This is a genomic window from Deltaproteobacteria bacterium (assembly GCA_016178705.1).
Taxonomy (GTDB): Bacteria; Desulfobacterota; Binatia; order HRBIN30; family JACQVA1; genus JACOST01.
The window spans coordinates 74,666-97,243 of sequence record JACOST010000021.1 but is presented as its reverse complement, the minus strand read 5'-3'; the positions used below and the strand labels follow the sequence as shown (position 1 = coordinate 97,243).

At 64.6% G+C, this 22,578-nt stretch carries 20 protein-coding genes; 8 read left to right on the top strand and 12 right to left on the bottom strand.

Features of this window, described 5'->3' with window-relative positions; genetic code table 11:
• The first annotated feature begins 45 nt into the window (after positions 1-45).
• A complete protein-coding gene (locus HYR72_15205) occupies positions 46-510 on the top strand; it encodes an FKBP-type peptidyl-prolyl cis-trans isomerase (protein ID MBI1816324.1) in 465 nt (154 codons plus the stop codon).
• Here the strand turns inward: HYR72_15205 and HYR72_15200 are convergent.
• Entirely contained in the window at positions 490-1,653 is a 1,164-nt protein-coding gene (locus HYR72_15200) for a HAMP domain-containing histidine kinase (GenBank protein ID MBI1816323.1), read from the bottom strand. The genes HYR72_15205 and HYR72_15200 overlap by 21 nt on opposite strands.
• A gap of 57 nt (positions 1,654-1,710) precedes the next feature.
• Positions 1,711-1,908, bottom strand: coding sequence for a SelT/SelW/SelH family protein (locus HYR72_15195; protein ID MBI1816322.1), 198 nt, complete (start codon positions 1,906-1,908; stop codon positions 1,711-1,713).
• A 171-nt stretch (positions 1,909-2,079) separates the two neighbouring features.
• Here HYR72_15195 and HYR72_15190 point away from each other — a divergent pair, with 171 nt between their 5' ends.
• Both HYR72_15190 and HYR72_15185 read left to right on the top strand, forming a co-directional pair.
• Positions 2,080-2,784: a DUF1499 domain-containing protein gene (locus HYR72_15190; protein ID MBI1816321.1), complete on the top strand. Its 705-nt coding sequence runs from the start codon at positions 2,080-2,082 to the stop codon at positions 2,782-2,784.
• 16 nt (positions 2,785-2,800) lie between these two features.
• Entirely contained in the window at positions 2,801-3,505 is a 705-nt protein-coding gene (locus HYR72_15185) for a DUF1499 domain-containing protein (protein ID MBI1816320.1), read from the top strand.
• 38 nt (positions 3,506-3,543) lie between these two features.
• Here HYR72_15185 and HYR72_15180 read toward each other — a convergent pair whose 3' ends face one another.
• Genes HYR72_15180 through HYR72_15170 form a run of 3 tightly spaced genes read right to left on the bottom strand, consistent with a single transcriptional unit; the run spans position 3,544 to position 6,177 of the window.
• Positions 3,544-4,266, bottom strand: coding sequence for an NTP transferase domain-containing protein (locus HYR72_15180; protein ID MBI1816319.1), 723 nt, complete (start codon positions 4,264-4,266; stop codon positions 3,544-3,546).
• The gene (locus HYR72_15175) at positions 4,263-5,336 is read right to left on the bottom strand and encodes a hypothetical protein (GenBank protein ID MBI1816318.1); all 1,074 of its coding nucleotides are present in this window, start codon (positions 5,334-5,336) and stop codon (positions 4,263-4,265) included. The genes HYR72_15180 and HYR72_15175 overlap by 4 nt, the downstream gene beginning before the upstream one ends.
• A 49-nt stretch (positions 5,337-5,385) precedes the next feature.
• Positions 5,386-6,177 (bottom strand): enoyl-CoA hydratase/isomerase family protein, encoded by a 792-nt coding sequence (locus tag HYR72_15170; protein MBI1816317.1) that lies wholly within the window; start codon positions 6,175-6,177, stop codon positions 5,386-5,388.
• Positions 6,178-6,281: 104 nt separating this feature from the next.
• On the opposite strand from HYR72_15170, the gene HYR72_15165 reads away from it, so the two are divergent.
• Together HYR72_15165 and HYR72_15160 are read left to right on the top strand one after the other, a co-directional pair.
• Entirely contained in the window at positions 6,282-6,914 is a 633-nt protein-coding gene (locus HYR72_15165; protein MBI1816316.1) for an alpha/beta fold hydrolase, read from the top strand.
• The gene (locus HYR72_15160; GenBank protein ID MBI1816315.1) at positions 6,911-8,191 is read left to right on the top strand and encodes a C69 family dipeptidase; all 1,281 of its coding nucleotides are present in this window, start codon (positions 6,911-6,913) and stop codon (positions 8,189-8,191) included. The genes HYR72_15165 and HYR72_15160 overlap by 4 nt, the downstream gene beginning before the upstream one ends.
• Before the next feature lie 75 nt (positions 8,192-8,266).
• Here the strand turns inward: HYR72_15160 and HYR72_15155 are convergent, their stop codons facing one another.
• The 4 genes from HYR72_15155 to HYR72_15140 form a co-directional block, all read right to left on the bottom strand.
• Positions 8,267-8,455, bottom strand: coding sequence for a hypothetical protein (locus HYR72_15155; GenBank protein ID MBI1816314.1), 189 nt, complete (start codon positions 8,453-8,455; stop codon positions 8,267-8,269).
• Positions 8,456-8,723: 268 nt separating this feature from the next.
• Positions 8,724-10,445 carry a DUF4215 domain-containing protein gene (locus HYR72_15150; GenBank protein MBI1816313.1) on the bottom strand — a complete coding sequence of 574 codons (1,722 nt, stop codon included), beginning with the start codon at positions 10,443-10,445 and terminating at the stop codon, positions 8,724-8,726.
• 41 nt (positions 10,446-10,486) lie between these two features.
• A complete protein-coding gene (locus tag HYR72_15145) occupies positions 10,487-11,302 on the bottom strand; it encodes a hypothetical protein (GenBank protein ID MBI1816312.1) in 816 nt (271 codons plus the stop codon).
• 72 nt (positions 11,303-11,374) lie between these two features.
• Entirely contained in the window at positions 11,375-11,869 is a 495-nt protein-coding gene (locus HYR72_15140; protein ID MBI1816311.1) for a helix-turn-helix transcriptional regulator, read from the bottom strand.
• Between the two features lie 282 nt (positions 11,870-12,151).
• Between HYR72_15140 and HYR72_15135 the strand changes: the two genes are divergently transcribed.
• Entirely contained in the window at positions 12,152-13,669 is a 1,518-nt protein-coding gene (locus tag HYR72_15135) for a sigma 54-interacting transcriptional regulator (protein ID MBI1816310.1), read from the top strand.
• A 92-nt stretch (positions 13,670-13,761) separates the two neighbouring features.
• Here the strand turns inward: HYR72_15135 and HYR72_15130 are convergent, their stop codons facing one another.
• Entirely contained in the window at positions 13,762-14,985 is a 1,224-nt protein-coding gene (locus HYR72_15130; GenBank protein MBI1816309.1) for an adenylate/guanylate cyclase domain-containing protein, read from the bottom strand.
• Positions 14,986-15,272: 287 nt separating this feature from the next.
• Between HYR72_15130 and HYR72_15125 the strand changes: the two genes are divergently transcribed.
• Both HYR72_15125 and HYR72_15120 read left to right on the top strand, forming a co-directional pair.
• Positions 15,273-16,712 carry a sigma-54-dependent Fis family transcriptional regulator gene (locus HYR72_15125; GenBank protein ID MBI1816308.1) on the top strand — a complete coding sequence of 480 codons (1,440 nt, stop codon included), beginning with the start codon at positions 15,273-15,275 and terminating at the stop codon, positions 16,710-16,712.
• A 165-nt stretch (positions 16,713-16,877) separates the two neighbouring features.
• Positions 16,878-20,507, top strand: coding sequence for an AAA family ATPase (locus HYR72_15120; GenBank protein MBI1816307.1), 3,630 nt, complete (start codon positions 16,878-16,880; stop codon positions 20,505-20,507).
• Positions 20,508-20,540: 33 nt separating this feature from the next.
• Here HYR72_15120 and HYR72_15115 read toward each other — a convergent pair whose 3' ends face one another.
• Both HYR72_15115 and HYR72_15110 read right to left on the bottom strand, forming a co-directional pair.
• On the bottom strand, positions 20,541-21,659 hold the full coding sequence (locus HYR72_15115) for a hypothetical protein (GenBank protein ID MBI1816306.1): 1,119 nt from the start codon (positions 21,657-21,659) through the stop codon (positions 20,541-20,543).
• A gap of 21 nt (positions 21,660-21,680) precedes the next feature.
• Positions 21,681-22,505, bottom strand: a complete 825-nt coding sequence (locus tag HYR72_15110) for a hypothetical protein (GenBank protein ID MBI1816305.1) — start codon at positions 22,503-22,505, stop codon at positions 21,681-21,683.
• Positions 22,506-22,578 lie beyond the last annotated feature (73 nt).

Sequence of the window (22,578 nt, the reverse complement as noted above, 5' to 3'; positions counted from 1 at the left end):
CCGCTGTCGCTCACTACGGTGCGCCGCTCTGGAGGAGACTCATCGATGCGAGTTCGAGACCGGCTGGCCAGCACCCTGCTCATCATCCTGGCGCTCAGTGCCACGGGCCACGCGAGTGACCCCGCAGGAAAACCGACGGAGGCAGCAATGCAGAAAACCGATGCGAAACCGACCACCACCGCGTCCGGCTTGCAGTACATCGACTTCAAAGTCGGCGACGGCGCCAGCCCCAAGCAAGGGCAGACCGCGATTGTTCACTACACCGGCTGGCTCGACGACGGCACCAAGTTCGACGCTTCGCGCGATCACGGCAAACCGTTCGGCTTCAAAGTCGGCATGGGGCAAGTGATCAAAGCGTGGGACGAAGGCGTCGCCTCGATGAAGATCGGCGGCACGCGCCGGTTGATCGTGCCACCCGAACTCGGCTACGGCGCGCGCGGCGCGGGAAAAGTGATTCCACCCAACGCTCGTCTGACCTTTGACGTCGAGCTACTCGAAATCCGGCCGTAGTTTTGCCTCGCCCCTATCTTTCCCGAGCGCCACGGACACCGGAGCTCGCGGCGGCGGGAGCGTGACGACGAAGGTGGTGCCGGCGCCCGGCTGGCTGCGCACCACCACCGTCCCGCCGAGAAGCTCGGTGAGCCGTTTCACGATGAACAAACCAACGCCGAATCCGGCGCGCTGTTTGGTTTCGCTCGCCCGATAGAAGCGATCGAAGATGTGCGGCACGACATCGGCCGCGATGCCGGGGCCGGTGTCGGCCACTGCGATCCGATGCGCCACGTTCGCCGCATCGTAGTCGATCCGCACGGCCACCTCACCCTCGGTAGTGAACTTGAGCGCATTGCCGACCAAGTTGCGCACCACCGAAGTGAGTTTGGTGCGATCCGTGGCGAGCGCGGGCGTATTCGGCGCCACGGTCCACTGTAACGATACGGCACCCGCGCGCGGCATGTCGTCGAACTCCGCGCGCAGCGCGGCGACGAACTCCTCCGCAGTGAACGCCGTGATTTCGACCGGGGCGGCGCGGTCGCCGTTGCCGGCCGTCAGCATATCGGCGATCAGTTGGTTGAGCCGGCCGCCGTTGACGAGAATCCGATCAAGCGCCTCGCTGCGGGGAATGGCGCCCTCGAGGTCCGCACCGTCGCGCAGCAACTCTGCGTATCCCATCATTGCCGTCAATGGTGCCCGCAAGTCGTGCGAGAAGGCCGACACCAGGTCCGCCCGCAGGCGCACCAATTCGTCCTGGGTTTCGAGATAGCGCATCCGCATCCGCGCAGCCGCGGCCGCCACCGCACTGATCGCGACGATGGCGAAGTTGCTGAACAGCCGGGTTGCAAACAGGGGGAGCGCCTGCCCCAGCGTCATCCCGAACGACAACGCATCCGCCAGCCAGATGGTCGCGATCGCCACTGCGGCGGTGGTCCCCGCGACGACGCCCACGCCGTAGGTGCAGAAGACCAGCGGCCCCGCGAACGTGATGGCGAGCGGCAGCTGAATCCCAGCGCGCAGATGGACGACCGCGACGAGCAGGAAAAAACCGATGATCCCGATCCCAACCGTGCCAGGATGCGTGCGCAGGTAGAGTTCGAAGGTTAGGAGCACAGCCTCGGGCCGCGCCGCCGATCCCGAGCTGCCCCTGTCCTCGACCATCCCCTCCTCCACTTCGCCGGCAGCCCGGTTCAGATCGTGGCAACTAGCCGGCGGCGATCACGCGGAGCGGCTGCGCAGTTGCTCGATCGCCTGTTCCACTTCACCGGGCTCCGGAAATCGATGCACCTGATGCTTCGAGAACACGAGCTGGTCACCGACGCGGACGTCAAACACTCCGTCCTTGCCACGGATTAGTTCCGTCTCGACGGCGAAGCGCTGCTTGAGTGACGCGGCCAGACTGGTCGCGCGCGGCAGATAGTTTCAAGGCACACACCACGTGATCGAGATCTGCATCGCGTCGGCTCCTTTGCCCGCGAAGTATACGGGCGGAAGGGCAACCTGACAACTCCGCTCGGTCGCCTGATCGAGTTGACGGCGCGGTCACCGCTCCGCTAAACCGCAGGCTACAAGTCAGGGGGTGAAGTGATGGCGTCGAGCAGTGCGAACGGGTCGTCGTGGGCGATGCGACTGGGGTTGGCCGCCGTCGTGGCGTTCGTCATTGGGCCGGCACTCGCCCATCTCGGCATCGTGCCCTCACTGATCGGCTTTGCGATCTTCGGAGTCGGCGGTCTGCTTGGCCTCATCGCCACGGTCGTCGGCGTGATCGGCGCGCTGCGCAGTCGGTCGAGCTGGCTCGCCATCGTGCCGGGCGCGGTGATCGTGGTGAGCTTCATCGCCATCGCCAGCCGTGGCGCCGGTTATCCGCGGATCAACGACATCACGACGGATTTCGAGCCGCCGCCGGTATTCCGCCAGGCGTTCCAACTCCCCGCCAACCGCGGCCGCGACATGCGTTATCCCGGGGCCACATTCTGGCAACAGCAACGCGCCGGCTATCCGAACTTGACCAACTTAATTCTGACGACCTCACCCGACGAGACCTATCAGCGGGTCTTGGCGATGGCGCGGACGGTACCGAACTGGGAACTCACACTGACCGAGCCCGAAACCCGCGCCATCGAAGGCGTGGAAACTAGTTGGTTGTTCCGCTTTCAAGATGACTTCGCCATCGAAGTACGCCCGCACAGCAACGGCAGCCAGGTCGCGATGCGCTCCAAGTCGCGCGACGGCAAAGGCGATCTCGGGGTCAATGCGAAACGGATCGAGACGTTTTTTGCGAAGTTGAAGTGAGCTGGGGAGATCTTGAATGGCGCACAGCGGGTCGAGCGGATCATCGTGGACGCTGCGGTTGGGGATCGGGGCGGTGGCGGCATTCGTCATCGGTCCATTGCTGGCTCACTTTTCCATCGTGCCGCCACGGATCGGCTTCGTCATCTTCGATCTCGGCGGTCTGCTGGGCGTGATCGCTGCGGTGGTCGGAATCATCGGCGCATTGCGCGGCCGCGCCAGCTGGGGTGCTGTGGCGCCCGGCGCGGTAGTCGCCGCGGCGTTCTTGGGGCTCGCCGTCAACGCCGCCAAGTATCCTCCCATCAATGACATCACCACCGATCTCGACGAACCGCCGGTGTTCACGTCCGCGAAGAACGCGCCAGGCAACGCCGGGCGTGACCTGCGCTATCCTGGCAGCAGTTTCGCGGAGCAGCAGCGCGCCGCGTATCCGAAGATCGTGAATCTGCTGCTGCCCCTGTCGCCCGACGAGGCGTATCGACGAGTCCTCAGTGCCGCGCGGACGATGCCCGACTGGGAAATTGTCAGCACGGACGACAGCGGGAAGTGGCTCGACGGCGCAGCGACTAGCTGGCTGTTCCGTTTTCAAGACGACTTCGTGATCGAGGTTCGCCCGCAAGACAATGGCAGCCAGGTCAGAATGCGATCCAAGTCGCGCGACGGCAAGAGCGACCTCGGCGCCAATGCCAAACGGATCGAGGAGTTTTTTGCGAAGCTGAGATAGTAGCTCTCCTGGGTTTGTGGTCTCTGGGCTGTGGCGCCTCACGCCTTCGCGGTGTTTCCCAGGCGTTCCTCCACTAACGCAACGTCGACCGCCGTGGTGACCTCGAGCCGGTCCTGGAGCGCCACCCAGCGCACGCAGCCGCCGGCGCGGATGTCATCGCTCAGCGCCGATGACAAATAGCGCTCGCCGCGCAGCGGTTCGGTGGCTGCCGCGCGCGCCAGCAAACGTTGCGGCAGAATGTAGAGCGGGAGACTGATCACGTTCGACGGCGCGGTGCCGGGTGCGGGTTTCTCGACGATCGCCGCCACGAACTCACCCACGCATACGACGGCGCTGCGCGCCGCGGTCGCCTCGGCGGACAATTGCTGCACCGCCACCACGCCATCGCCAGGATGCGCTCGCGCCACCGCGAGCAGTTGCTGGAGATCAGCGACGGCGAATAGGCTATCGCACGCGCACGCCAAGAACGCCGGCTCCGCCGCCAGCAACGGCGCCGCGCAACTCAGCGCATCGGCGATGCCGCGGCGCTCCGGCTGACAGACCACTTCGATTCCGGCGCTGCGTGCGTACGCCTGCAAGGCGACATCGCTCGTGTGTGCGACCACGATCAACCGAGTGAGTCCGGCGGCGCGCAGCCGCTCGGCAACCCAGTCGATCAACGGTCGGCCCCGCAGCGGTATCATTGCTTTCGAGTGGCGCTTGCCCAGTTCACCCAAGCGTGAGCCCGCCCCGGCAGCGAGAACGACACCGGTGCCGATCATGTGCGCTCCACCTGCAGGCCCGCGGACGCAACCGGCAGCACGAACACCGCGGCAGCCCCCGCCGCCCGCAAAGCCGCCGCCAGCGCATCGGCTCCGCCGAGCGACGGCAAGGCGAAGATTGCGCCCCCACCGCCTGCGCCAGTGAGCTTCGCGCCCAACGCGCCGGCGGCGAGGGCCGCATCAACCAGTCGCCTGACTTCAAGTCCGGCGCCGCTGGTGAAACCGCACAAGCGCATCATTTCGTCGATCAACGATTGGTTCAGCGAGATCTGCCGCCCGAACTCGACGAGGTCACCGCCGAGCAAAGCGATCTTGCCGCGCCACGCGGTCTCGCCGAGCGCGCGGGCGAGCGCTAGCAGCGGTCCGTCGCCCGCGCTGCGTTCGCGCAGGTAGCGCTGGCGCATCGGGCGATGGACGTCACCCGAGTCGCGCGCCACCCCGGTGGTAGCGACGACGAAGCGCAGGTCTGCTTCCACTTGCGCGAGTGGCTCGTACGTTGCGTACGGTTCTTCACCGACCGGGCGATGGTGCAGCTTGCCGTGATAACTGAGATAGGCGAGGCCGCCGAACAACGGGACGTAGCGATCGGCGAAGCCGCAGGTGATCCCCAACTCGTTCTCCTCGGCGCGCTGCGCGATCTCGGCGAGGAGATAGTCGTTATGTCTGCGGCAGTCGAGGTCGAACAGTGCGCGCAAACCCGCGAGCACGGCCAACACCAGCACCGACGACCCGGCGAGCCCGCTTGATTTCGGCACCCGCGTCCAGGTGGTGATCGCCGCGCCCTGCCGTGCAGCTTTGGCGGCAAACTCGGCGCTGTGTGCCGCCAGCGCGTTGATGGCCGCGCGCGCCAACTCGAAACCGTCGGCGACAAGGGCGAGGCGGCCGAGCGGCGCCGACACCGCGTCGGACGTCTCTTCTTCGCGCGCGAACCGCCACTCGCGCGCGGCGTGGAGCTGCGCGCCGCCGCGCAGCGGAACCGCGCACGAGATGGTCGCATACGCGCCTTCGTTGGCGTCGGTCGGACTGCCGACGACGTTGATGCGCGCGGGCAGCGAAACGGAAACGGTCATGGGAAATCGCTGATGGCAGATCGCTGATGGCGGATGGTGGGAGACAGAGTTATCGGCCTTCGAATTTTGGCGGACGTTTTTCCTTGAACGACGCCACCGCTTCGGCATGGTCACGCGTGCGGTAGAGGTGGTCGAGGGCGAAGGCTTCGCTGCGCACCTGCGCCTCGAAGCTGGCGGTGAGCCCTTGATAGAGCGCCTGCCGTGTCAGCATGAGCGACAACGGCGCGCATTGCATGATCTCGCGCGCCATGGCCGTCGCCGTCGCGACCAGTTGATCGCCAGGCACGACGCGGTTGACCACGCCAGCCTGCGCGCACTCGTCGGCGCTGTACATCTTGCCGGTGAACATCAACTCGCAGGCGCGTCCAATCCCGACCAGCCGCGGCAGCAGAAACGTCGAGCCCAGTTCCGCCATCACGCCCATGCGCGGAAAGAGAAAGCCGAGCTTCGCCTCGGCGGCGGCGAGGCGGATGTCGCACAGCAACGTCATCGTGCAGCCGACGCCGAGCGCGTAGCCGTTGATCGCTGCTATGGTTGGCTTCGACATCCGCTGCATCAGCATCGGCCACTCCTCGACGCGCGAAGGACCGCCGCCACCACCGGCCGTGGTGCCACCACCGGCCTTGATTTGCCCCGCGAAGAAATCCATGTCGGCGCCGGAACAGAACGCGCGTCCCGCGCCGGTAAACAGCACGACGCGTACGCTCTTATCGCGGTCGGCATCGCGAAAGGCCTCGAGCAGCTCGGCCCCCATCACCGGAGTCCATGCGTTCAATCGCTCGGGACGATTGAGGGTGATGGTGGCGAGGCCGTCGGTCTTGTCGAAGAGAATAGTTTCCATGGCCTGTCTCCTTCGCGATGCGGCGGACGATAGTGTGGTGAACCGCCACCGTCAACGGGCGGACAAACGTTGCCGCGTGGCGCGCAGCGTGCGATAGAGCGCGCATGTCGCACGTACTCGAAGAGGCGATCCAGTTCACCGCCGACGGTCTGCAACTCGAAGGTCGACTCGGGGTACCCGAAAGCGCGACGCACGGTGCGGTCATCTGCCATCCACATCCACAGTACGGCGGTACGATGGACAACGACGTGGTGAGCGCGGTTGCGGAGGCGCTGCAAGCGGCCGGTGTCGCGACGCTGCGCTTCAATTTCCGCGGCGTCGGCGCCAGCGAAGGGCGCTACGGCGGCGGGCAGGCCGAAGCGAACGATGCGCGCGCGGCGGTCGACCAATTGCGCACCCGCGCCTCGACCACCGACGTCACGCTGATCGGCTATTCCTTTGGCGCCATCGTCGCACTGCTCGCGGGACACGATCACTCCGGTGTGTCGCGTTTGATTGCCATCGCGACGCCGGTGCCAATGTTTGACCTAGATTTTCTGACCGCGTGCAGCCGTAGAAAACTGTTCATTCTCGGCGATCGCGATCAGTACTGTCCTTTGACGGCGATGCACGACCGCTTCGCCACGTTGCCCGAGCCCAAGACATTCATGCCGATCGCGGGCGCGGATCATTTCTTCGCGGGTCACGAAGCCGCGGTGGCCGACACGGTTGTGCGCTTCGTGCGAGAGCGGTCATGACACGCCCACGCGTCGCCTGCGATTCGCTGGTCGCGTTGGCCAACTCCACCGCCGATGGCGCGGTGCTGTTCGCGAAGAACAGCGACCGTCCGGCGGCGGAGTGCCAGCGGCTCGTCCAAGTTCCGCGACAGCAGCACGCGCGCGGCGCGCAACTGCGCTGCCAATACATCGCGATCGAGCAGGTGAGTGAGACGGCGCGCTTGATCGGCTCGCAGCCGTTTTGGTTGTGGGGCTTCGAGCATGGCCTCAACGAGCACGGCGTCGCCATCGGCAATCACACGGTGTTCACGAAGGACGGACTATCCGGCCACGGGCTGATCGGAATGGATCTGGTGCGGCTCGGGCTCGAACGCGGCACATCGGCTTTTCAAGCGACCGAAGTGATCGCGGCGCTGGTCGAACGTTACGGCCAGGGCGGCTCGGGTTACGTCGACAAGGATTGGCCGTACCACAATTCGTTCCTGATCGCCGACCAGCGCGAAGCTTACGTGCTCGAAACCTCGGACCGCCGGTGGGCGCTGCGTCGCATCGAGACCGTCGGCAGCGCGTCGAATCATCTCACCATCGGCGACGATTGGGACGCGCTGTCGCCCGGGTCGATCGAGCATGCCGTCGCGCAGGGCTGGTGGAGCGAGGCCAGCGACACGTGCTTCGACTTCGGCGCGGCATACCGCGACACCAGCATGGCGCCCGATTTCATTTCGAGTGGCCGCCACAGCCGCACCTGCCAACTGCTCGAAGCCGGGCGCGGCCGGCTGACGCCCGCATCGCTGCGCACCGCCCTGCGCGATCACTACGACAGCGGGCAGGTACATCGTCCCGGTCGTGCGGTCGACGACGAGCGCTACTACTCGGTGTGCATGCACGCCGATCCGGTCGGCACGACCACTGCCAGCATGATCGCGCGCCTCGGCCGCGACGAGGAGCCGCTGGTCTACTGGGGCAGTTTGGGATCACCGTGCGTGAGCGTGTTTCTGCCCTACTACATTGATGGTGACTTGCCTGCCGAACTGGCGCGCGGAGGCGAGCACGCCAGTGCCGACTCGCCGTGGTGGCAGTTTGAGGAACTGCTCACGTTAGTTGAGCGCGACTTTGAAACCTACGGCCCGCGCGTGCGCGCGGCCTGGGATCGGTTCGAGGGCGAGATCGAATCGCAACGCGCCGACGCCGAAGCGCTCGCGCGGCGGGACGGTCCCGCCGTGCTGACACACTTCATGGAGCGCAACGTACGGGCAATGGTCGAACGTTTGTCCGCGTTACTTCGCGAACTCCACTGAACGATTTCCGAAATGCCCGTTCCGGCGCGCGTCGCGCTGCGCCGGCGGTGGCTTCCAGTTAAACGAGGCACGCCGTCAGGTGGGCGTCTCTTCGTCGTCGCCGCTTTCGAGCAACGCGGCGGCGGCCGTCAGCACGCGTTGAAGGCGCGCTAGGCGGGCCGCATAGCGCGGCGAGTCGGCACGCGCTGGTTCATCCGTCTGCCGAGACGCTTGGTCTAATTGCGGTCTCGTCGCGACGCGGTCGCGGTTCTTCGCGGTGCTCATGATTCCGTCGAGTAAGGAGAGCAACGGCTACGCCACATCGCGTCGGCAACGCACCTTGGCGCGGCACGAAGCGGGGCTCTCGATACGTGTCCACTGCGACGGACGGCGGGGCGGGCGAGTGTCCATTCCGGTGGACAGACGGGTTGGGAGCATATCGCGAGGCTGGATCTGATCAACGACGGACGCTTGGCCGGTTCGCACAAGAAGACGGCGGCCTCCGCGAGTTACGCGCGGAGGCCGCCGGTACGGGTGTTGCCGTTGAGGACGACTACGGCTCGCACATCAAGTTGATGAGGTCCGAGTCCTTGGACGTCTGAGAGAGCGTCAGGGACGACCGCGCCCGCGTGATCAGACGCACCCGGCCCGCTTCGCGGTGCTGGCCGGTGCGTCGCAAGGGCACGCGAATCGAGAACGGTGCGGTGCAGACGTTGGTTTCATCCTCGCTGAGCGGCAACGTGAACGTTGCCCCGGTGGAGTCGCGCAGCGACTGCAGGGCGTTCACCAGGCTGGCATGGTTGGCAGCATCGCGCGCCAACGGCGAAAGAACGCGGACCGGATCGGCAACCCCTGCCTGGGAACAGCTGGCGAGTTGCGGATCGACGTTGTTGAGGCACGCCACCACGTGGAACTCACACGTATCATCCGTGGCGCTGCCATCGAAGTCGCAGGTCGGATCGTTGTTCTTGCAGCGCTGGGTGTAGTGCGGGCGGCCGCGCAGGTCGGTGGCCGGCTGATTGTTGGGATTGACCACGGACCACTCCACCAGACACGCATGCGAATCACGCGAGCGGACACCGTTGCCATCACCGGGGATTAACTCGTACGTGCAGTTCGCTCGGCAGCCATCGCCGGCCACTTGGTTGCCGTCTTCACACTGCTCGCCGGCTTCGAGCACTCCGTTACCGCAACACGCGGTACGGAAATCCGGCACGCAGCTCCCGGCCTGGCAGGCATTCAAGCAGGTATTGTGATTGGTCCCGGCACACGCGGTACCGTTCGGCTTCGCGGCATCGGCCGGGCAAGCCGTGTGAGTGCCGTCACAAACTTCGGCCGCGTCGCATTCCGCGGCCGCCGTACGGCATGTCGCTCCGGCGTTACCTGCGGGGTGTGCGCACGCGCCCCCACCATCACAGACATCGCGCGAGCAGGGATTGCCATCGTTGGTGCACGCCGTGTTGGCGGCGACGTGGCAGTTACCCGCGGACTCGTTGCAGGCGTTGTTGCATTCCGCGCCGGCCGCGCACGGATCGCCGGCGTGGACAGTGCATGCGCCGCCGCTGCAGGTATCGGCGCCGTTGCAGAACACACCGTCGTCGCACGACGCGGTATTCGCCGCGTGTCCGCACGCGCCCGCACCGTCACACTGATCGTCGGTACAAACATTGCCATCGTCCGTACACGCGGTTCCCGCCATCACGTGGCAGGAGTCGTGAGCTTCGTCGCAGACGTTGTTGCACTCAGCGCCCGCCGCACACGGATCGACCCCGTGCACGCTACAACTGCCGCCGCTACAGGTGTCGGCGCCGTTGCAGAACAACCCGTCGTCGCACGCGGCGCCGTCGTTCGGGGTACAGGCGGATGGTGCCCCAGTGCAGCGGTAGCATGTCTCGATCTGACAGGTGGCGCTGCATCCGTCGCCATCGACAGTGTTCCCATCGTCGCACTGCTCACTGGGGTCGACGGTGCCGTCGCCGCAGGCCGCCAGCCAGTGTTTCTGCGCAGTCGCCGACTGAAGCGAGTTGTTGCTGTCGGTGAAACTCGCCTTGATCGTGTCGTCACCCGCCCCGTTTGTGTCAGTGTACGTGAACGTCACATCACCGTTGGCGTCGCTCATGCAATCAGCCGGCAAGCACACGCCAACCGCGCCGGAGTTCTGTCCGGTGACCGTGAACGTGACCCGCTGACCGGGGAGGGGCAAGCCGCCGCTTGTGACGTTGGCTGTGATCGTGTGGCTGGTGCCGGCCGGATTGCTGTCGTCCCCCGGCGCCACACTGATGCTGCTCGAGGTAACGACGATCGACGATCCGGCGATCAGGATGTAGCCTCACCGCAGGCACTCAATAGCGTGTCGGGATCGACGCCACAGGTCGGGTGACTCGCTGTGTCCGTCGCGACCGCCAGCGCGCTCCAGTCGGTCGGGAAGGTTGGCCATGACTCGTGGACCGAGCAGCTCCAGCTCTGCAAGGATGCGGTGGTCAGAGGATCGGGAGCACCGAACGACGGCTCCGAGGCGATCAACGAAACGTTGCCGCCGCATGGCGGGCCATCGTCATTCGTCCACGATCCCGATCCGATCGAGAGCAAGGTGAGGGCGCTCACCACGTTGCCGCCGCCACCACTGCACGAGGCGTCGAAGTAGAGGCCTGTCTTCCCCGGCTGCTTGCCGGCGAACTTGATGGCGTCGCGGATGATCGTCGCCCGCGAGCTAAGGTAGCCACTGTCGTGATACACGGGGTCGGTGCCAATCAGAACGCGGTTGCCGGCCTGCGTCCGACCGCCGGCCGTCCCCATCACCACCGGTGCCCACGTCGCCGCGTTCGACGCGGCCGTCTGTGAGGCGCCGCTACAGGTCGCGTCGCCGATGATCAGCAAGTCGTACGCTCCAAACTGGGACTGCGTCATCCCTGACCAGATCGCACCGCTGACCACTGTGACCGTATAGCCTTGCGCGGTTGCGGCCTGCTCCTCCTGGCTCGGTGAGCCAGAGACAGTGTCGGCGTCAATCAGCGCTGTTTTCGCGTTCGCGACAGCGGCACCTCCGATGGCCGCAACCAGCGCGACCAAAACAAAGGCACGGCACCATCTGCTGCGCCCCCCTGAACCTTCACTCATCAAGCGTGTATTCATGGCCTCTTCTCCTTTCATGAGTTCTCCTCCTTTCAGGTCTGTCAGCATTTCTCGCTTCCCAGCACAGAACATTCACAACTCCACCAACAGCCGTTGCACCAACGCGGTTTGGCGGTTGGTTCCGGTCTTCACGAAGATCTGTCGCAGGTGTGACCGTGCGACGGTGCGGCGGATGCCGAGTCGCTCCGCCGCCTTCTCAAGCGAACTGCCAGCCACGAGATGGCTGGCGAGCATCGCCTCCGTCACCGTCAACCCGAAACGTTCCTGCAACCGCGCCGGGGTAACCTTGAGCGGCGGTGGCAAGCCGACCGTCGCCAACACCAATCCCATTGCGCTGGCTGTGACGTCAGCGCTCCGTGTTTCAGTCACCGCATTCCCGTTCGGCCGGCGCGTCGATCCCAAAATGAAACTCAGGAGTGACTCCGGCGAGTCGAATTCTATGGCCCGCCCTGACCACACGTGTTCGACCCGCCCGCTCAGGCGGTTCGCGGCCGTCGCACCCAAGCGCACAACGAAGGTACGATCGGCGGCAAGGACAGACGACGGCTGTTCGAGTTCATTGGACATACGCTCACCTTCATTCAGGCCCGGCGCGACACAAAACCGGCAACCCGTTGGCAGCAACCTTTCAGTTCAGCTGTGGAGCAACGCGTGCGCCAGACTGCGCGGCTGCGTCCGCAGTCGCGCTTCACGATGACCAACGCTACGCATGTCCAGCCGCGTGGACAGCGCGTCTGGGTCTCGTCTAACTGAATGGACAATTGCATCTCGCTCACGCCATCTTGCAAAGAAGGCGCGGCAATAGATTTGGTTGTTCTGCGTCGCCCGATGGTCTAGAAGCCTGTCGCCATGAGTGACGCGGATCACCACGCGGAACTCGCGAAGCTCCGGCGCGAGCGCGACCTCTATCTCCGGTTGCTGAACCTCGGCCGCCAAAGTGAGTTGCAGATTTTTCTTGCCGAAGCCCTCGGCTTAATCGTCGAGGTCGCCGACGCGCGCCAGGGATATCTGGAGCTGCACGATCAGGAGAACGGCGATCACCCGCAGTGGTGGATCGCGCATGGGCTCTCCAGCGATGAAATCGACACCGTGCGCGCGGCCATTTCGCGCGGCATCATCGCCGAGGCGCTGGCGACCGGAAAAACCATCGTAACGCCGTCGGCGTTGCTCGATCCGCGTTTCAGCGAACGCGACAGCGTCCGCCTCGGCCGCATTGAAGCGGTGCTGTGCACCCCTATCGGCGACGATCCGCCGCGCGGCGTGCTGTATCTGCAAGGGCGCGCCACGCCCGGGTTGTTCTCCGACGAGGATCGGGCCCGCGCCGAGATCTTTGCGCAACACCTCGCGCCACTAGTGGATTGGCTGCTGGCCCAGCATCGGAGCCAGACCACCGCCGACCCGACGCAGCCGCTGCGCGCCGCCCTGCGGCTCGACGGCGTCATCGGCCGCAGCCTGGCATTGGCCGCGACCCTCAAACAAATCGCGTTGGTTGCGCCGCTCGACGTCAGCGTATTGCTCACCGGCGAGTCGGGCACTGGCAAGAGTCAACTCGCCCGCGTGATTCACGACAACGGACCGCGAGCGGCGCAGCCGTTTGTCGAAGTGAACTGCGCCGCATTACCGGACACACTGATCGAGAGCGAGCTGTTCGGCGCCATGCCGGGCGCGCACTCGACGGCGACGCGCCGCATCGAGGGCAAAGTCGCCGCCGCCGAGCGCGGCACGCTGTTTCTCGACGAGATCGGCGATCTCTCGCTCAGCGCGCAGGGCAAGTTGCTGCAACTGTTGCAGTCGCGGCAGTACTATCCCCTCGGCGCCGCGCAGCCGCTGCAAGCAGACGTGCGCGTGATCGCGGCGACCAACCAAGACCTCCGCCTCGCCGTAAGCGAGCGGCGGTTTCGCGAAGATCTGTTCTATCGCTTGCAGGTGCTGCCGGTACGGGTGCCGACACTGGCTGAGCGACGTGACGACATTCCGGAACTGGCCGCGTACTTCTGTGCGACCGCCTGTCAGCGCCACGGGCTGCCGCGACTCGAACTGTCGCGCAATGCGATTCGCGCCGCGCAGTCGGCGGAATGGCCGGGGCACGTGCGGCAACTGGCGCACGCGATGGAGGCGGCAGTGATTCGCGCTGCCGGTGCCGGCGCAGCGCAGGTCGAGCGAGCGCATGTGTTCCCCGAAGCCGCCGCTGAGCCCACCACGAGTGCACCGCTCACGTTCCAAGAGACGACCCGCCGCTTTCACGAGCGCCTGCTACGAGAGACACTCGAAGACACCGGTTGGAACGTGGTCGAAACCGCACGTCGCCTCGACCTGGCGCGCTCGCATGTCTACAACTTGATCCGGGCGTTTGGGTTGCAGCGCTAGTCACCCGGACGCCGGATGGGGACGTTTGATACCAGCAACCGCGCGTTTCGGCGCTGGTGCGCGGGATAGACTCGATGCGGAGCGACTGCCGGTTACCCTGCGCTGGCGTGTATGCCGACGGTCCGCGCCTCGGAATGCACGATCTCGGGAGCTGCTGCCGGCCTTGATCTGCCCGGACCGCACAGCTCGGACGCACCGGCTTCACCGGCAAGCTGTTGGCTCAATGTCTCCGCCACCGCGCGCGCGATCTCGTCTTGAATGCTGAGCGCGTCGGCTTCCTCATAGTCATAGATTTGCGACCAAAGGTGATAGCCGTCGGCGACCCGGATCGCTTGCACCGTCACACGCAGCTGGTTCCCGGCTCTTCTGACGCTGCCCTCGATGATCGTTTCGGCATCCAAGAGGTGACCAATGGTACGGGCATCTCGACCGGCGATCGTAACCGCGAACGCGGATGTCCGAGCGGCGACGCGTAGCGATCGCACATTCGCCAGGGCATGGGTCAACTGTTCCACAAGTCCTTCCGCGAAATAGCCTTCGTCCTGCGCCGTGCTCATGTCGCTGAACGGGAGGACCGCAATTGCCGCTGGGGACGCCGGCCGCATGCCGAACCACCGCGCGCCCGGAGCGAACGCCGAGAGAGTCGCGGCGCTCAAGGGTATCAGCAATGCAAGCAACGCGGGCAGCGCTGCCCGGCGAATACGACGCCGGAGCGGCCTCAATGGGATCGGTACCGGAACAGCTGAGCTTCCGGGTCGGCGAAGCCGGAAAACGCGGATCGGCTCCGGAATGTTTTTGACCGAACGTTCGCCGAGATCGTCACACACAACGGCGACGCGACTCGCGATCTCGCGCAAGACGACCTGAGAGACGCAGATCCCACCCGGAGCGGCTAGCGCCTGGAGCCTCGCCGCGATGTTGACCCCGGTTCCATAGAGCGCGCCGTCTTCGACCCGCACTTCGCCGAGATGCAGGCCGAGGCGAAACTCCATCCTTCGACTGACGGGAAGGTTTGCATTGGAAGAATGGAGCGCATCCTGGACGACGAGAGTGCAGTTCGCGGCGGCGACGACGCTTGGAAACTCGGCGAGAAAACAGTCTCCAGTAAAGTCGACGACGCGCCCGTGATGACAGGCGACCAGTCGGCCGATGCACTCGCGACTGCTGCGCAAGTGCCGCACGGTGGCATCCTCGTCCACGGCCATGAGCTGACTGTAGCCGACGACGTCGCCGCTCATGATCGCTGCCAGCCGGCGCTCGATCACGGTACGCTTGGAATCGATGTTCTCGCCTGCGGCGCTTGTTGTCGGTTGCATGACGTGTCCTTGCGCTCCTTGGCTTTCGCAATCCACGTGCCGCCGGCCGAGCATGGCTCGAACAGCACAATGCCTTCCGTCCTATGCCGGTGTGTCCCATCCGTGCACCCAACGCTGATGCCCGTCTCGTATGCGGGACAAGACGGCGCGGCCTTTGTTTCTAGTCGGCAATGGTCTAGATACGGCAGCAACCTGTGTCCGACGCTGCGCACGACTTCGAGACACTGAACGTTCTCAAGGAGCGGGACCTCTATTTGCGTCTCCTGAACTTGGGGCGGCAGACGGCGATCGCTCCCTTCCTCGATGGTGCGTTGGCGCTGATCGTTGACGTGGCCGATGCCCGCCAGGGATATCTCGAACTCTATGACGACGACTATCTAGGCGGAGAGCCACGATGGTCGATTGCGCACGGCTTTTCGCCAGACGAGATTTCCGTGGTGCGGCGCGCGGTCTCCACGGGAATCATCAGCGAGGCCATTGCCACCGGGCGCACCGTCGTAACTGCGTCTGCGCTCGACGACGATCGCTTCGGGTCCCGGCCGAGTGTGCGGCTGGCGCGAATCGATGCGGTTGTCTGCGTGCCGATCGGCGAAGACCCGCCGCGCGGTGTGCTCTACCTGCAGGGACGGGCAGCGGCGGGTGCCTTCTCGGCTCGCGATCAGGAGCACGCGGAGGTTTTCGCCTCCCATCTCGCTCCACTTGTCGATCGGGTGCTAGAGCAGCATAGCGCGCGTGAAGCCTCCGATGCCACGCGACCCTGGCGCGAGAAGTTGCGGCTCAATGCGATGGTGGGACACAGTGACGTATTCGCCTCGGTGCTGAAGCAAGTTGCGCTCGTGGCGCCGCTCGATGTCGGTGTCCTACTGACGGGCGAATCCGGTACCGGGAAGAGTCAACTGGCGCGGGTCATTCACGACAACGGCCCACGCGCGCCTCTGCCGTTTGTCGAGCTCAACTGCGCGGCCATCCCCGAGAGTCTGGTAGAAAGCGAACTGTTCGGTGCCCTGCCGGGAGCGCACTCGACCGCAACCCGTCGAATGGACGGCAAGGTTGCCGCCGCCGAGCGCGGTACGCTGTTCCTCGACGAGATCGGCGAGCTGCCGTTGTCAGCGCAAGCGAAGCTGCTACAGGTCCTGCAATCGAAGCACTACTACCCGTTGGGTGGGACCAAGCCGGAGCGAGCCGACGTGCGCGTGATCGCCGCAACCAATACGGACCTCGAGCGCGCCGTGGCGGAGCACCGCTTCCGTGAAGACCTCTACTTCCGACTCGCCGTCGTGCCCATCCGCGTGCCGGCGCTGGCGGAGCACCGTGAGGACATTGCCGATCTTGCCGCCTACTTCTGCGCCGACGCGTGCGAGCGGCATCGCTTGCCGCGCCTGGAGCTGTCGCGGAACGCGTTGCGCGCGCTGGAGTCGGCTGAGTGGCCAGGCAACGTCCGGCAACTCGCCCACGCGGTGGAGGCTGCCGCGATTCGTTGCACCGGCGAGAACGTGCGCCAGGTGGAGCGACGGCACGTGTTCCCTCCAACGGCGGCGCAATCGGCAGACACTCCTGACGCCTTGACATTGCAGGAGGCCACGCGACAGTTCCAGGCGCGATTCATCCGTGACACGTTGGAGGACGCCGCGTGGAGCGTGGTCGAGGCCGCGCGGCGCATGGACATCGCCCGCTCGCATCTCTACCGGTTGATGAACGCCTTTGGCATCGAGCGGAGTCCATCGTGATGCGTCTCATTTGCGGTGCGAAGTGCTCGGACAAACGATGAACGCCGCCGAAGATTCGCGGGTTGATCCCAGGCCATGCCGGACCCAACTGACGTAGCCCCTTTGACAGGAGCGTTCGCTGGCAGCGATCGATTTCGATCGGTGGTCCTTCTGGGTCGCGGCAGCATGGGAGTGGTATACCGCGCGCACGATCGCGAGACCGATACCGATGTCGCCCTGAAAACCCTCGCCGTGCACGATCCGGGGGAGCTGTACCGTCTCAAAAACGAGTTTCGTTCACTCGCCGGCGTGGTGCACCGCAACCTGGTCGAGTTGTACGAGCTGTTCGTCAAGGAGCGCGAATGCTTCTTCACGATGGAGTTGGTCGACGGTGTCGACTTCATCGAGTACGTCCGCAGCGATGCGAACGCAGTGGACTACGAACGGCTCACTGATGTCCTGCGGCAACTGGTGTCGGGTCTGGCGGCGCTGCACGCGGTCGGCAAGCTGCACCGCGACGTGAAGCCATCGAACGTGCTGGTGACACGCGCGAGGCGTGTCGTCGTGCTCGATTTCGGGTTGGTCACGGTTTTCGGTGGCACGCGAGCCGGCGACACGCAGCCCGGACTGGTTGGCACCTTGACCTATATGGCGCCGGAACAAGCGTGGGGGATGGAGCCCGATCCCGCCGCTGACTGGTACAGCGTCGGCGTCATGCTGTACGAAGCGTTGACCGGACGAGTGCCGTTTGCGGGGCCTGCCGCGCAGATGCTCGCGGACAAAGGGCGGGGCAAGCCTCCCGCGCCGCGCACGTTGCTGCCGGACGTTCCGGAGGATCTCGACGCGCTGACCATGGCGCTGCTCGACCCTGCGCCCGCGGGGAGGCCTGGCCCGAAGGACATCCTCGCGAAGCTGCAGGAGCGATCTGGAGCCACGCGGCAGACGCAGCAGGCGCAACGTGTCGATGGTGATGCCGAGGACGTCACATTTGTCGGGCGCGTGGAGGAGTTGGCGGAACTCCAGCGCGCCTTTGAGTCGGTCTCCAGCCGGCAGCCGAATGTCGTGTTGGTGGAAGGTCCGTCAGGAATCGGGAAATCAGAACTTGTCCGACAATTTCTCGCGACCATCGAGAGTGATGGACGGACCGTGGTGCTCGACGGCCGCTGCCATCCCGATGAAGCTGTCCCCTACAAGGCGCTCGACGGTCTCGTCGATCGGTTGAGTCGTTTCCTGATGACACTGCCGGAGGCCGGTGTCGCGGCGCTGGTGCCGCGACACACTGGGGCTGTCACGCGGCTCTTCCCGGTGTTGGCCCGGGTTCCCGCATTGGCATCGTGGCAGGACGGCGAAGATGCGGCCGAGCCCTACGAACTGCGACGGCGCGGCTTCGCGGCGCTACGCGAGCTCTTGGCGCGAATAGGCGATCGCCAACCGCTGGTGCTGTGGATCGATGATTTGCAGTGGGGAGACGCCGATAGCGCGGCCCTGCTGCGAGAGCTGCTGCGCCCGCCCGATCCGCCGGTGATGCTGCTCGTGCTGTCCTATCGGGGTGAAGATCGCGAGAGCGCTCCACTCGCCGACACGCTGAAGATGGTGAGCAGCGATCTCCCCGACAAAGCGCTCCGGCGCATCGTCTTATCGCCGCTATCGCCCACCGAAGCGCACGATCTTGCCGCGAGGTTGTCCAATACACCTGCAGACAACCAGATTGCGGCGATTGCCTCACAAGCCAATGGCTCGCCGTTTCTCGTCACGCAACTTGCCCGCTACGCCGCGCTGCGATCGCCGACAGAGCACGAGGCGGCACGACCGACCGGGCTGCATCTGCAAACGTTGCTGGCGGAGCGCATCGAGCATCTGGGCGCGTCGGCACAAGAAATCTTGGAACTCGTGTCGACCGCCGGCCGACCGCTCGATCGCAGCGTCGCTCTCGAAGCCGCGGGCATTGGCGAGCGCGGACGCCCGTTCATCGCCAGGTTGGAACACGAAGGCCTATTGCGCACCGCGCCGCGCGACACCCAACCAACGGTCGAGATGTATCACGACCGCATCCGCGAGGTGATCGCGGCGCAGGTCCCGCCACAGCGCTTGCGCACGCGACATCGACAGCTCGCGGAAACCATCGAACGCCAACCTTCGCCTGACCCAGACGCCCTGTTTCGCCACTTTCTCGGTGCCGATGAACGCGAGCGAGCGGGAGAGTGGGCGGTGCGTGCCGCGGATCGCGCTGCAACCGCTCTGGCATTCGTCGATGCGGCGGAGTTGTACGGGCGTGCGCGCGAACTGAAGCGTTGGGATCAAGCACAGGCAACCACGCTGCAAGTGCGACAGGCCGATGCGTTGGTCAATGCCGGTCGCGGTGCGGAGTCCGCACCGATGTTTCTCGATGCTGCCCAGCACAGTGAAAAGACCGAGGCCCTCGATCTGCGACGACGTGCGGCGGAGCAGTTTCTGGTGACCGGAAACCTAGACAGTGGTACAGCCGTCATGCGCGACTTGCTCAAGGCAGTTGGGCTTCGATTTCCGCGTACCGTTCCTGGGGCAGTCTTGGCCAGCCTAGCGCGCCTACTTGCGATGCGGCTTCGGGGTCTGGAACCACGAACTCCGTCGAAGCTGCATGCCTCGCGTCTGCAAGTTGTGCGGGCGGACACCTCGCACGCTGTCGCCAAGGGCTTCGTAATGGTCGATCCGGTTCGCGGGCTTCATTTCGCAATCCGCAGCCTTTCGCTCGCGCTGCAGTCTGGTGAACGGATACGCATCGCTCGCGAAATGGCGGGTGTCGGTGCCGCACTGATCCCCTTAGGTGGTCCGCTCGGCAGGTGGGCGGTCAAGATGCTTCACCGTAGCCGGGCGGTTGCCGAGGAGACGGGTGATCCGTACCTGCTGGGGTTCACTGCGATCACCATGGCCCAGAAATCAATGATCGAGGGGCGGTGGTCGGATACGCTTGATCTTTGCGATGGAGCAGTCGAGACGCTGCGGCGGCACTGCCGCGGTGTAGCGTGGGAACTCACTCTCGGCCGCGACGTGGCTTGTCGGGCTCTCGAAGAGCTGGGAGAATTTGCCGAGATGCAGCGTCGAACCGAACAGAAGCAGCGCCAGGCGGAAGAGCAGGGAGATCTATATGCCGCCTACACCTCACGATCCATCATTGCCGTCGGTTGCATGGTGAGCGGTGAGTTGGAGAAAGCGCGGGAGCACTGCCGTGAGATTCTCCGGTTCTGGCGCTCGGGCAACTTCGAAATGCAGCACTTCTACGTGCTGCGAGTCGAGGCGTACTGCGATGTTGGCGATGGTCGACCGGAGGATGCATGGCAAAAGGTCGAGCGGGCATGGAAGCAGCTGTCGCGGTCTGGGCTTCTGCGGCACGTGGTTCTGCGCATTGATGCACATTTGCTGCGAGCCCGCCTTGCGCTTGCTACGGGAACTGTAGTGCCGGCGGGCCGAGCCGCTCTGCTCTCTGAGGCTGAGAAGGATGCCGCTGTGATCGAGAACACTCGGCGCCCCGATGCGATTGGTCATGCAGCGTTCTTACGCGCAGCGGTTGCCAATCAGCGCGGCGATCGGAAGAGTGCCGTGGCCCTCCTCAGGAGAGCTGCGGCCAGCTTCTCCGACCGGGGGATGTCTGGGTGTGCGGCTTTGGTCGCGATTCGCCTTGGGCAACTGGCCGACGGAGGCCACGCCGCACTCAGACGTCGGGCAGAAGAGGTCCTAGAGAGCAAGGGCATCAAGCGCCCAGGTGTATTGCTCGCCATGTTCGCACCCGGGTTTCCAGACCCGCGTCGGGGTGAATCGGTGCAGAACTCTGCGGAGTAGATGAGTCGAGCGATCTCGCCGTCTTCCAACGCTCTACGCGATCCGACCGCATTCCCGGGCTTCGGTGCCCCTCGATCGGCGCGCCCGGAGATCGGAATGCAGCGAACGCGGCGTGACGCCGAAATACGCTTTGACGATGGACGGCTGATTCGATGCGCAAACCAATTTCAAGTGGCTTATGTAGTGATCGGTAACGCAAGGGCTCTGAGCCCCAGGAGGCCAATCTGCGCTCACCCCCGGCCACGCTAGCAGCGCGTCTCGCTTCGCAGCGGTGCACAAGCATTCACTTACGAGGGTACTCAACAGCGCGGACCAGCCGCTGTCGCTTCGTGGTCGCAACGTGACGCCGATGCGCTCTCCCACTTCAATCCCGACATCGAAGTCGAGCTGCACACGCGACCACTCATGGTCGAAGTCTGCGACGAGGGCGTAGCGTTGCAGGTCGCTTTCCAGCTGTCGCAATCCGGCGCGCCAGCCGAGCTCCGCAAGGTAAGGCACCGCGTGCTTTTGCGGGACAGACACGGAAAGGCGAACGCCACATCCCGGCCGCGACAGCATCGCGGCAACGTGGAGAACGACACCCCCAATGGGAACGGCATCAAAGCACCGAAGGAGCATCGAGGCCACTTCTGGCTCAAGCGGGGAACCACGGAGTGTACGAAGAATCTCCACCACCTGAAGGAATCCCGGCGCGCCGCCCCAACTGATTCTGCTACCGCCCTGTTGGCTCAGCTCGTCAAGCAACCAGTCGAGCGCTACGAAGACAGAAGGTATAGGTATTGGCTGGCACGACCCATCGGCGTCGAATTCGAGAAAGATAAACGGAACCCGCACCTCGAGTCCCGACAGCGGATCACCCCAGGTCCGAGCGAACTCAACAATTCTTCTCCATCGTTTTTCGAGTTCAACGGTGCGATCGAGTAGGGGATCGTGCTCTCGATTGTCTAGCGCTGACCGGCCACAAGCCGGGACCGCGACGCCGAGGTCGACAGTGTCCACGTCGGCAGCCAGCACGCACTCAAAACCCACGGACTCAGCACAAGCAGGTAGAAGGCGTGCCAGGTCGAGAATGCCCCGCCGCGCCTCGGGTGTAACCAGCGCGGATGGCAACCAGCGCTCGCTCACTTCAACGGCGTCGCTGGGGCGTATCACGGCGCGGTCCGTGATCCCGCTTTACACGCTGAAATGGTTGTCCCCTTGATCGATGCGGTAAACAACGCCGCCGGGCAACTGAAGTTCAACAATCACCCGATGGCTGACTCCTCTGTCGATGTCGAATGGCTCGACGGTGATCCTTCCCCCGCGGAAGGTAGAGTTCGGGTCAGCGTGATAGTTCTTCCCGTGCACGGGGTTCACGGGATCGGTGCCAAAGATTTTCACTCCACACCGTGCTGTGGCGGGATCTTCCAAAAGGCCTTCCGCGTACACCTGAAGGTTGACCGAGATCTTTCCGTTCGGCTGGGGAGTTGTACCCGCTACGTATGCTCGACGGATGCGACACGCTGGATCGAAATAGCTAGCCTTGCCGCCACTCGGGGGCGTATGTCCCTCAGTATAGTTGGTTTCCTCGGTCGAAGTGAAATCCCACACGAGGTACGCGCTCACCCAACCGATGAACTCTTGCTTCTTGACCGGGTCAACACGGATCTGATCGTCGCCAGCAGCGACCTGGTCAAAGACGTACTCAATGATCTCACGCTTCTTCAAACCGAGGAACTCCCGCAGGTCCGTGCCCTGCACGCCATCGGCGCTGGTGACGCCGAACGGATCGTTGTTGAACGCGATGCGCCGAGCTAGGCCGGTGGCGGGCGGGAGCTGTGTCAGGTCCGCGACTAACGTGGCGAGTGGTCCGATATGCGTCGGAATAGCCATTGTTTGTTCTCCTCTCCTGTGAAAGTTGGAGTTCATCGGATAGCACCAATTGTTCCACGAGATCAAACGATGTGGGAAAACATGAACGACGGAGGGAGCATTGAACGTGTGTGCAGGATTCTGCACAAGGTGTCCGTAGGGCTGGTCATCGGAGAGCTCGTACTCATGCTTGGATCGTGCAGCCGTTTCACCGAGCCCC

What these genes read in the sequence shown, in the direction of transcription:
- HYR72_15180 (MBI1816319.1), bottom strand. Translation starts at nt 4,266, where the DNA reads ATGATCGGCACCGGTGTCGTTCTCGCTGCCGGGGCGGGCTCACGCTTG.
- HYR72_15190 (MBI1816321.1), top strand. Translation starts at nt 2,080, where the DNA reads ATGGCGTCGAGCAGTGCGAACGGGTCGTCGTGGGCGATGCGACTGGGG.
- HYR72_15170 (MBI1816317.1), bottom strand. Translation starts at nt 6,177, where the DNA reads ATGGAAACTATTCTCTTCGACAAGACCGACGGCCTCGCCACCATCACC.
- HYR72_15175 (MBI1816318.1), bottom strand. Translation starts at nt 5,336, where the DNA reads ATGACCGTTTCCGTTTCGCTGCCCGCGCGCATCAACGTCGTCGGCAGT.
- HYR72_15160 (MBI1816315.1), top strand. Translation starts at nt 6,911, where the DNA reads ATGACACGCCCACGCGTCGCCTGCGATTCGCTGGTCGCGTTGGCCAAC.
- HYR72_15145 (MBI1816312.1), bottom strand. Translation starts at nt 11,302, where the DNA reads ATGAATACACGCTTGATGAGTGAAGGTTCAGGGGGGCGCAGCAGATGG.
- HYR72_15165 (MBI1816316.1), top strand. Translation starts at nt 6,282, where the DNA reads ATGTCGCACGTACTCGAAGAGGCGATCCAGTTCACCGCCGACGGTCTG.
- HYR72_15140 (MBI1816311.1), bottom strand. Translation starts at nt 11,869, where the DNA reads ATGTCCAATGAACTCGAACAGCCGTCGTCTGTCCTTGCCGCCGATCGT.
- HYR72_15200 (MBI1816323.1), bottom strand. Translation starts at nt 1,653, where the DNA reads ATGGTCGAGGACAGGGGCAGCTCGGGATCGGCGGCGCGGCCCGAGGCT.
- HYR72_15155 (MBI1816314.1), bottom strand. Translation starts at nt 8,455, where the DNA reads ATGAGCACCGCGAAGAACCGCGACCGCGTCGCGACGAGACCGCAATTA.
- HYR72_15120 (MBI1816307.1), top strand. Translation starts at nt 16,878, where the DNA reads ATGGGAGTGGTATACCGCGCGCACGATCGCGAGACCGATACCGATGTC.
- HYR72_15205 (MBI1816324.1), top strand. Translation starts at nt 46, where the DNA reads ATGCGAGTTCGAGACCGGCTGGCCAGCACCCTGCTCATCATCCTGGCG.
- HYR72_15185 (MBI1816320.1), top strand. Translation starts at nt 2,801, where the DNA reads ATGGCGCACAGCGGGTCGAGCGGATCATCGTGGACGCTGCGGTTGGGG.
- HYR72_15135 (MBI1816310.1), top strand. Translation starts at nt 12,152, where the DNA reads ATGAGTGACGCGGATCACCACGCGGAACTCGCGAAGCTCCGGCGCGAG.
- HYR72_15130 (MBI1816309.1), bottom strand. Translation starts at nt 14,985, where the DNA reads ATGCAACCGACAACAAGCGCCGCAGGCGAGAACATCGATTCCAAGCGT.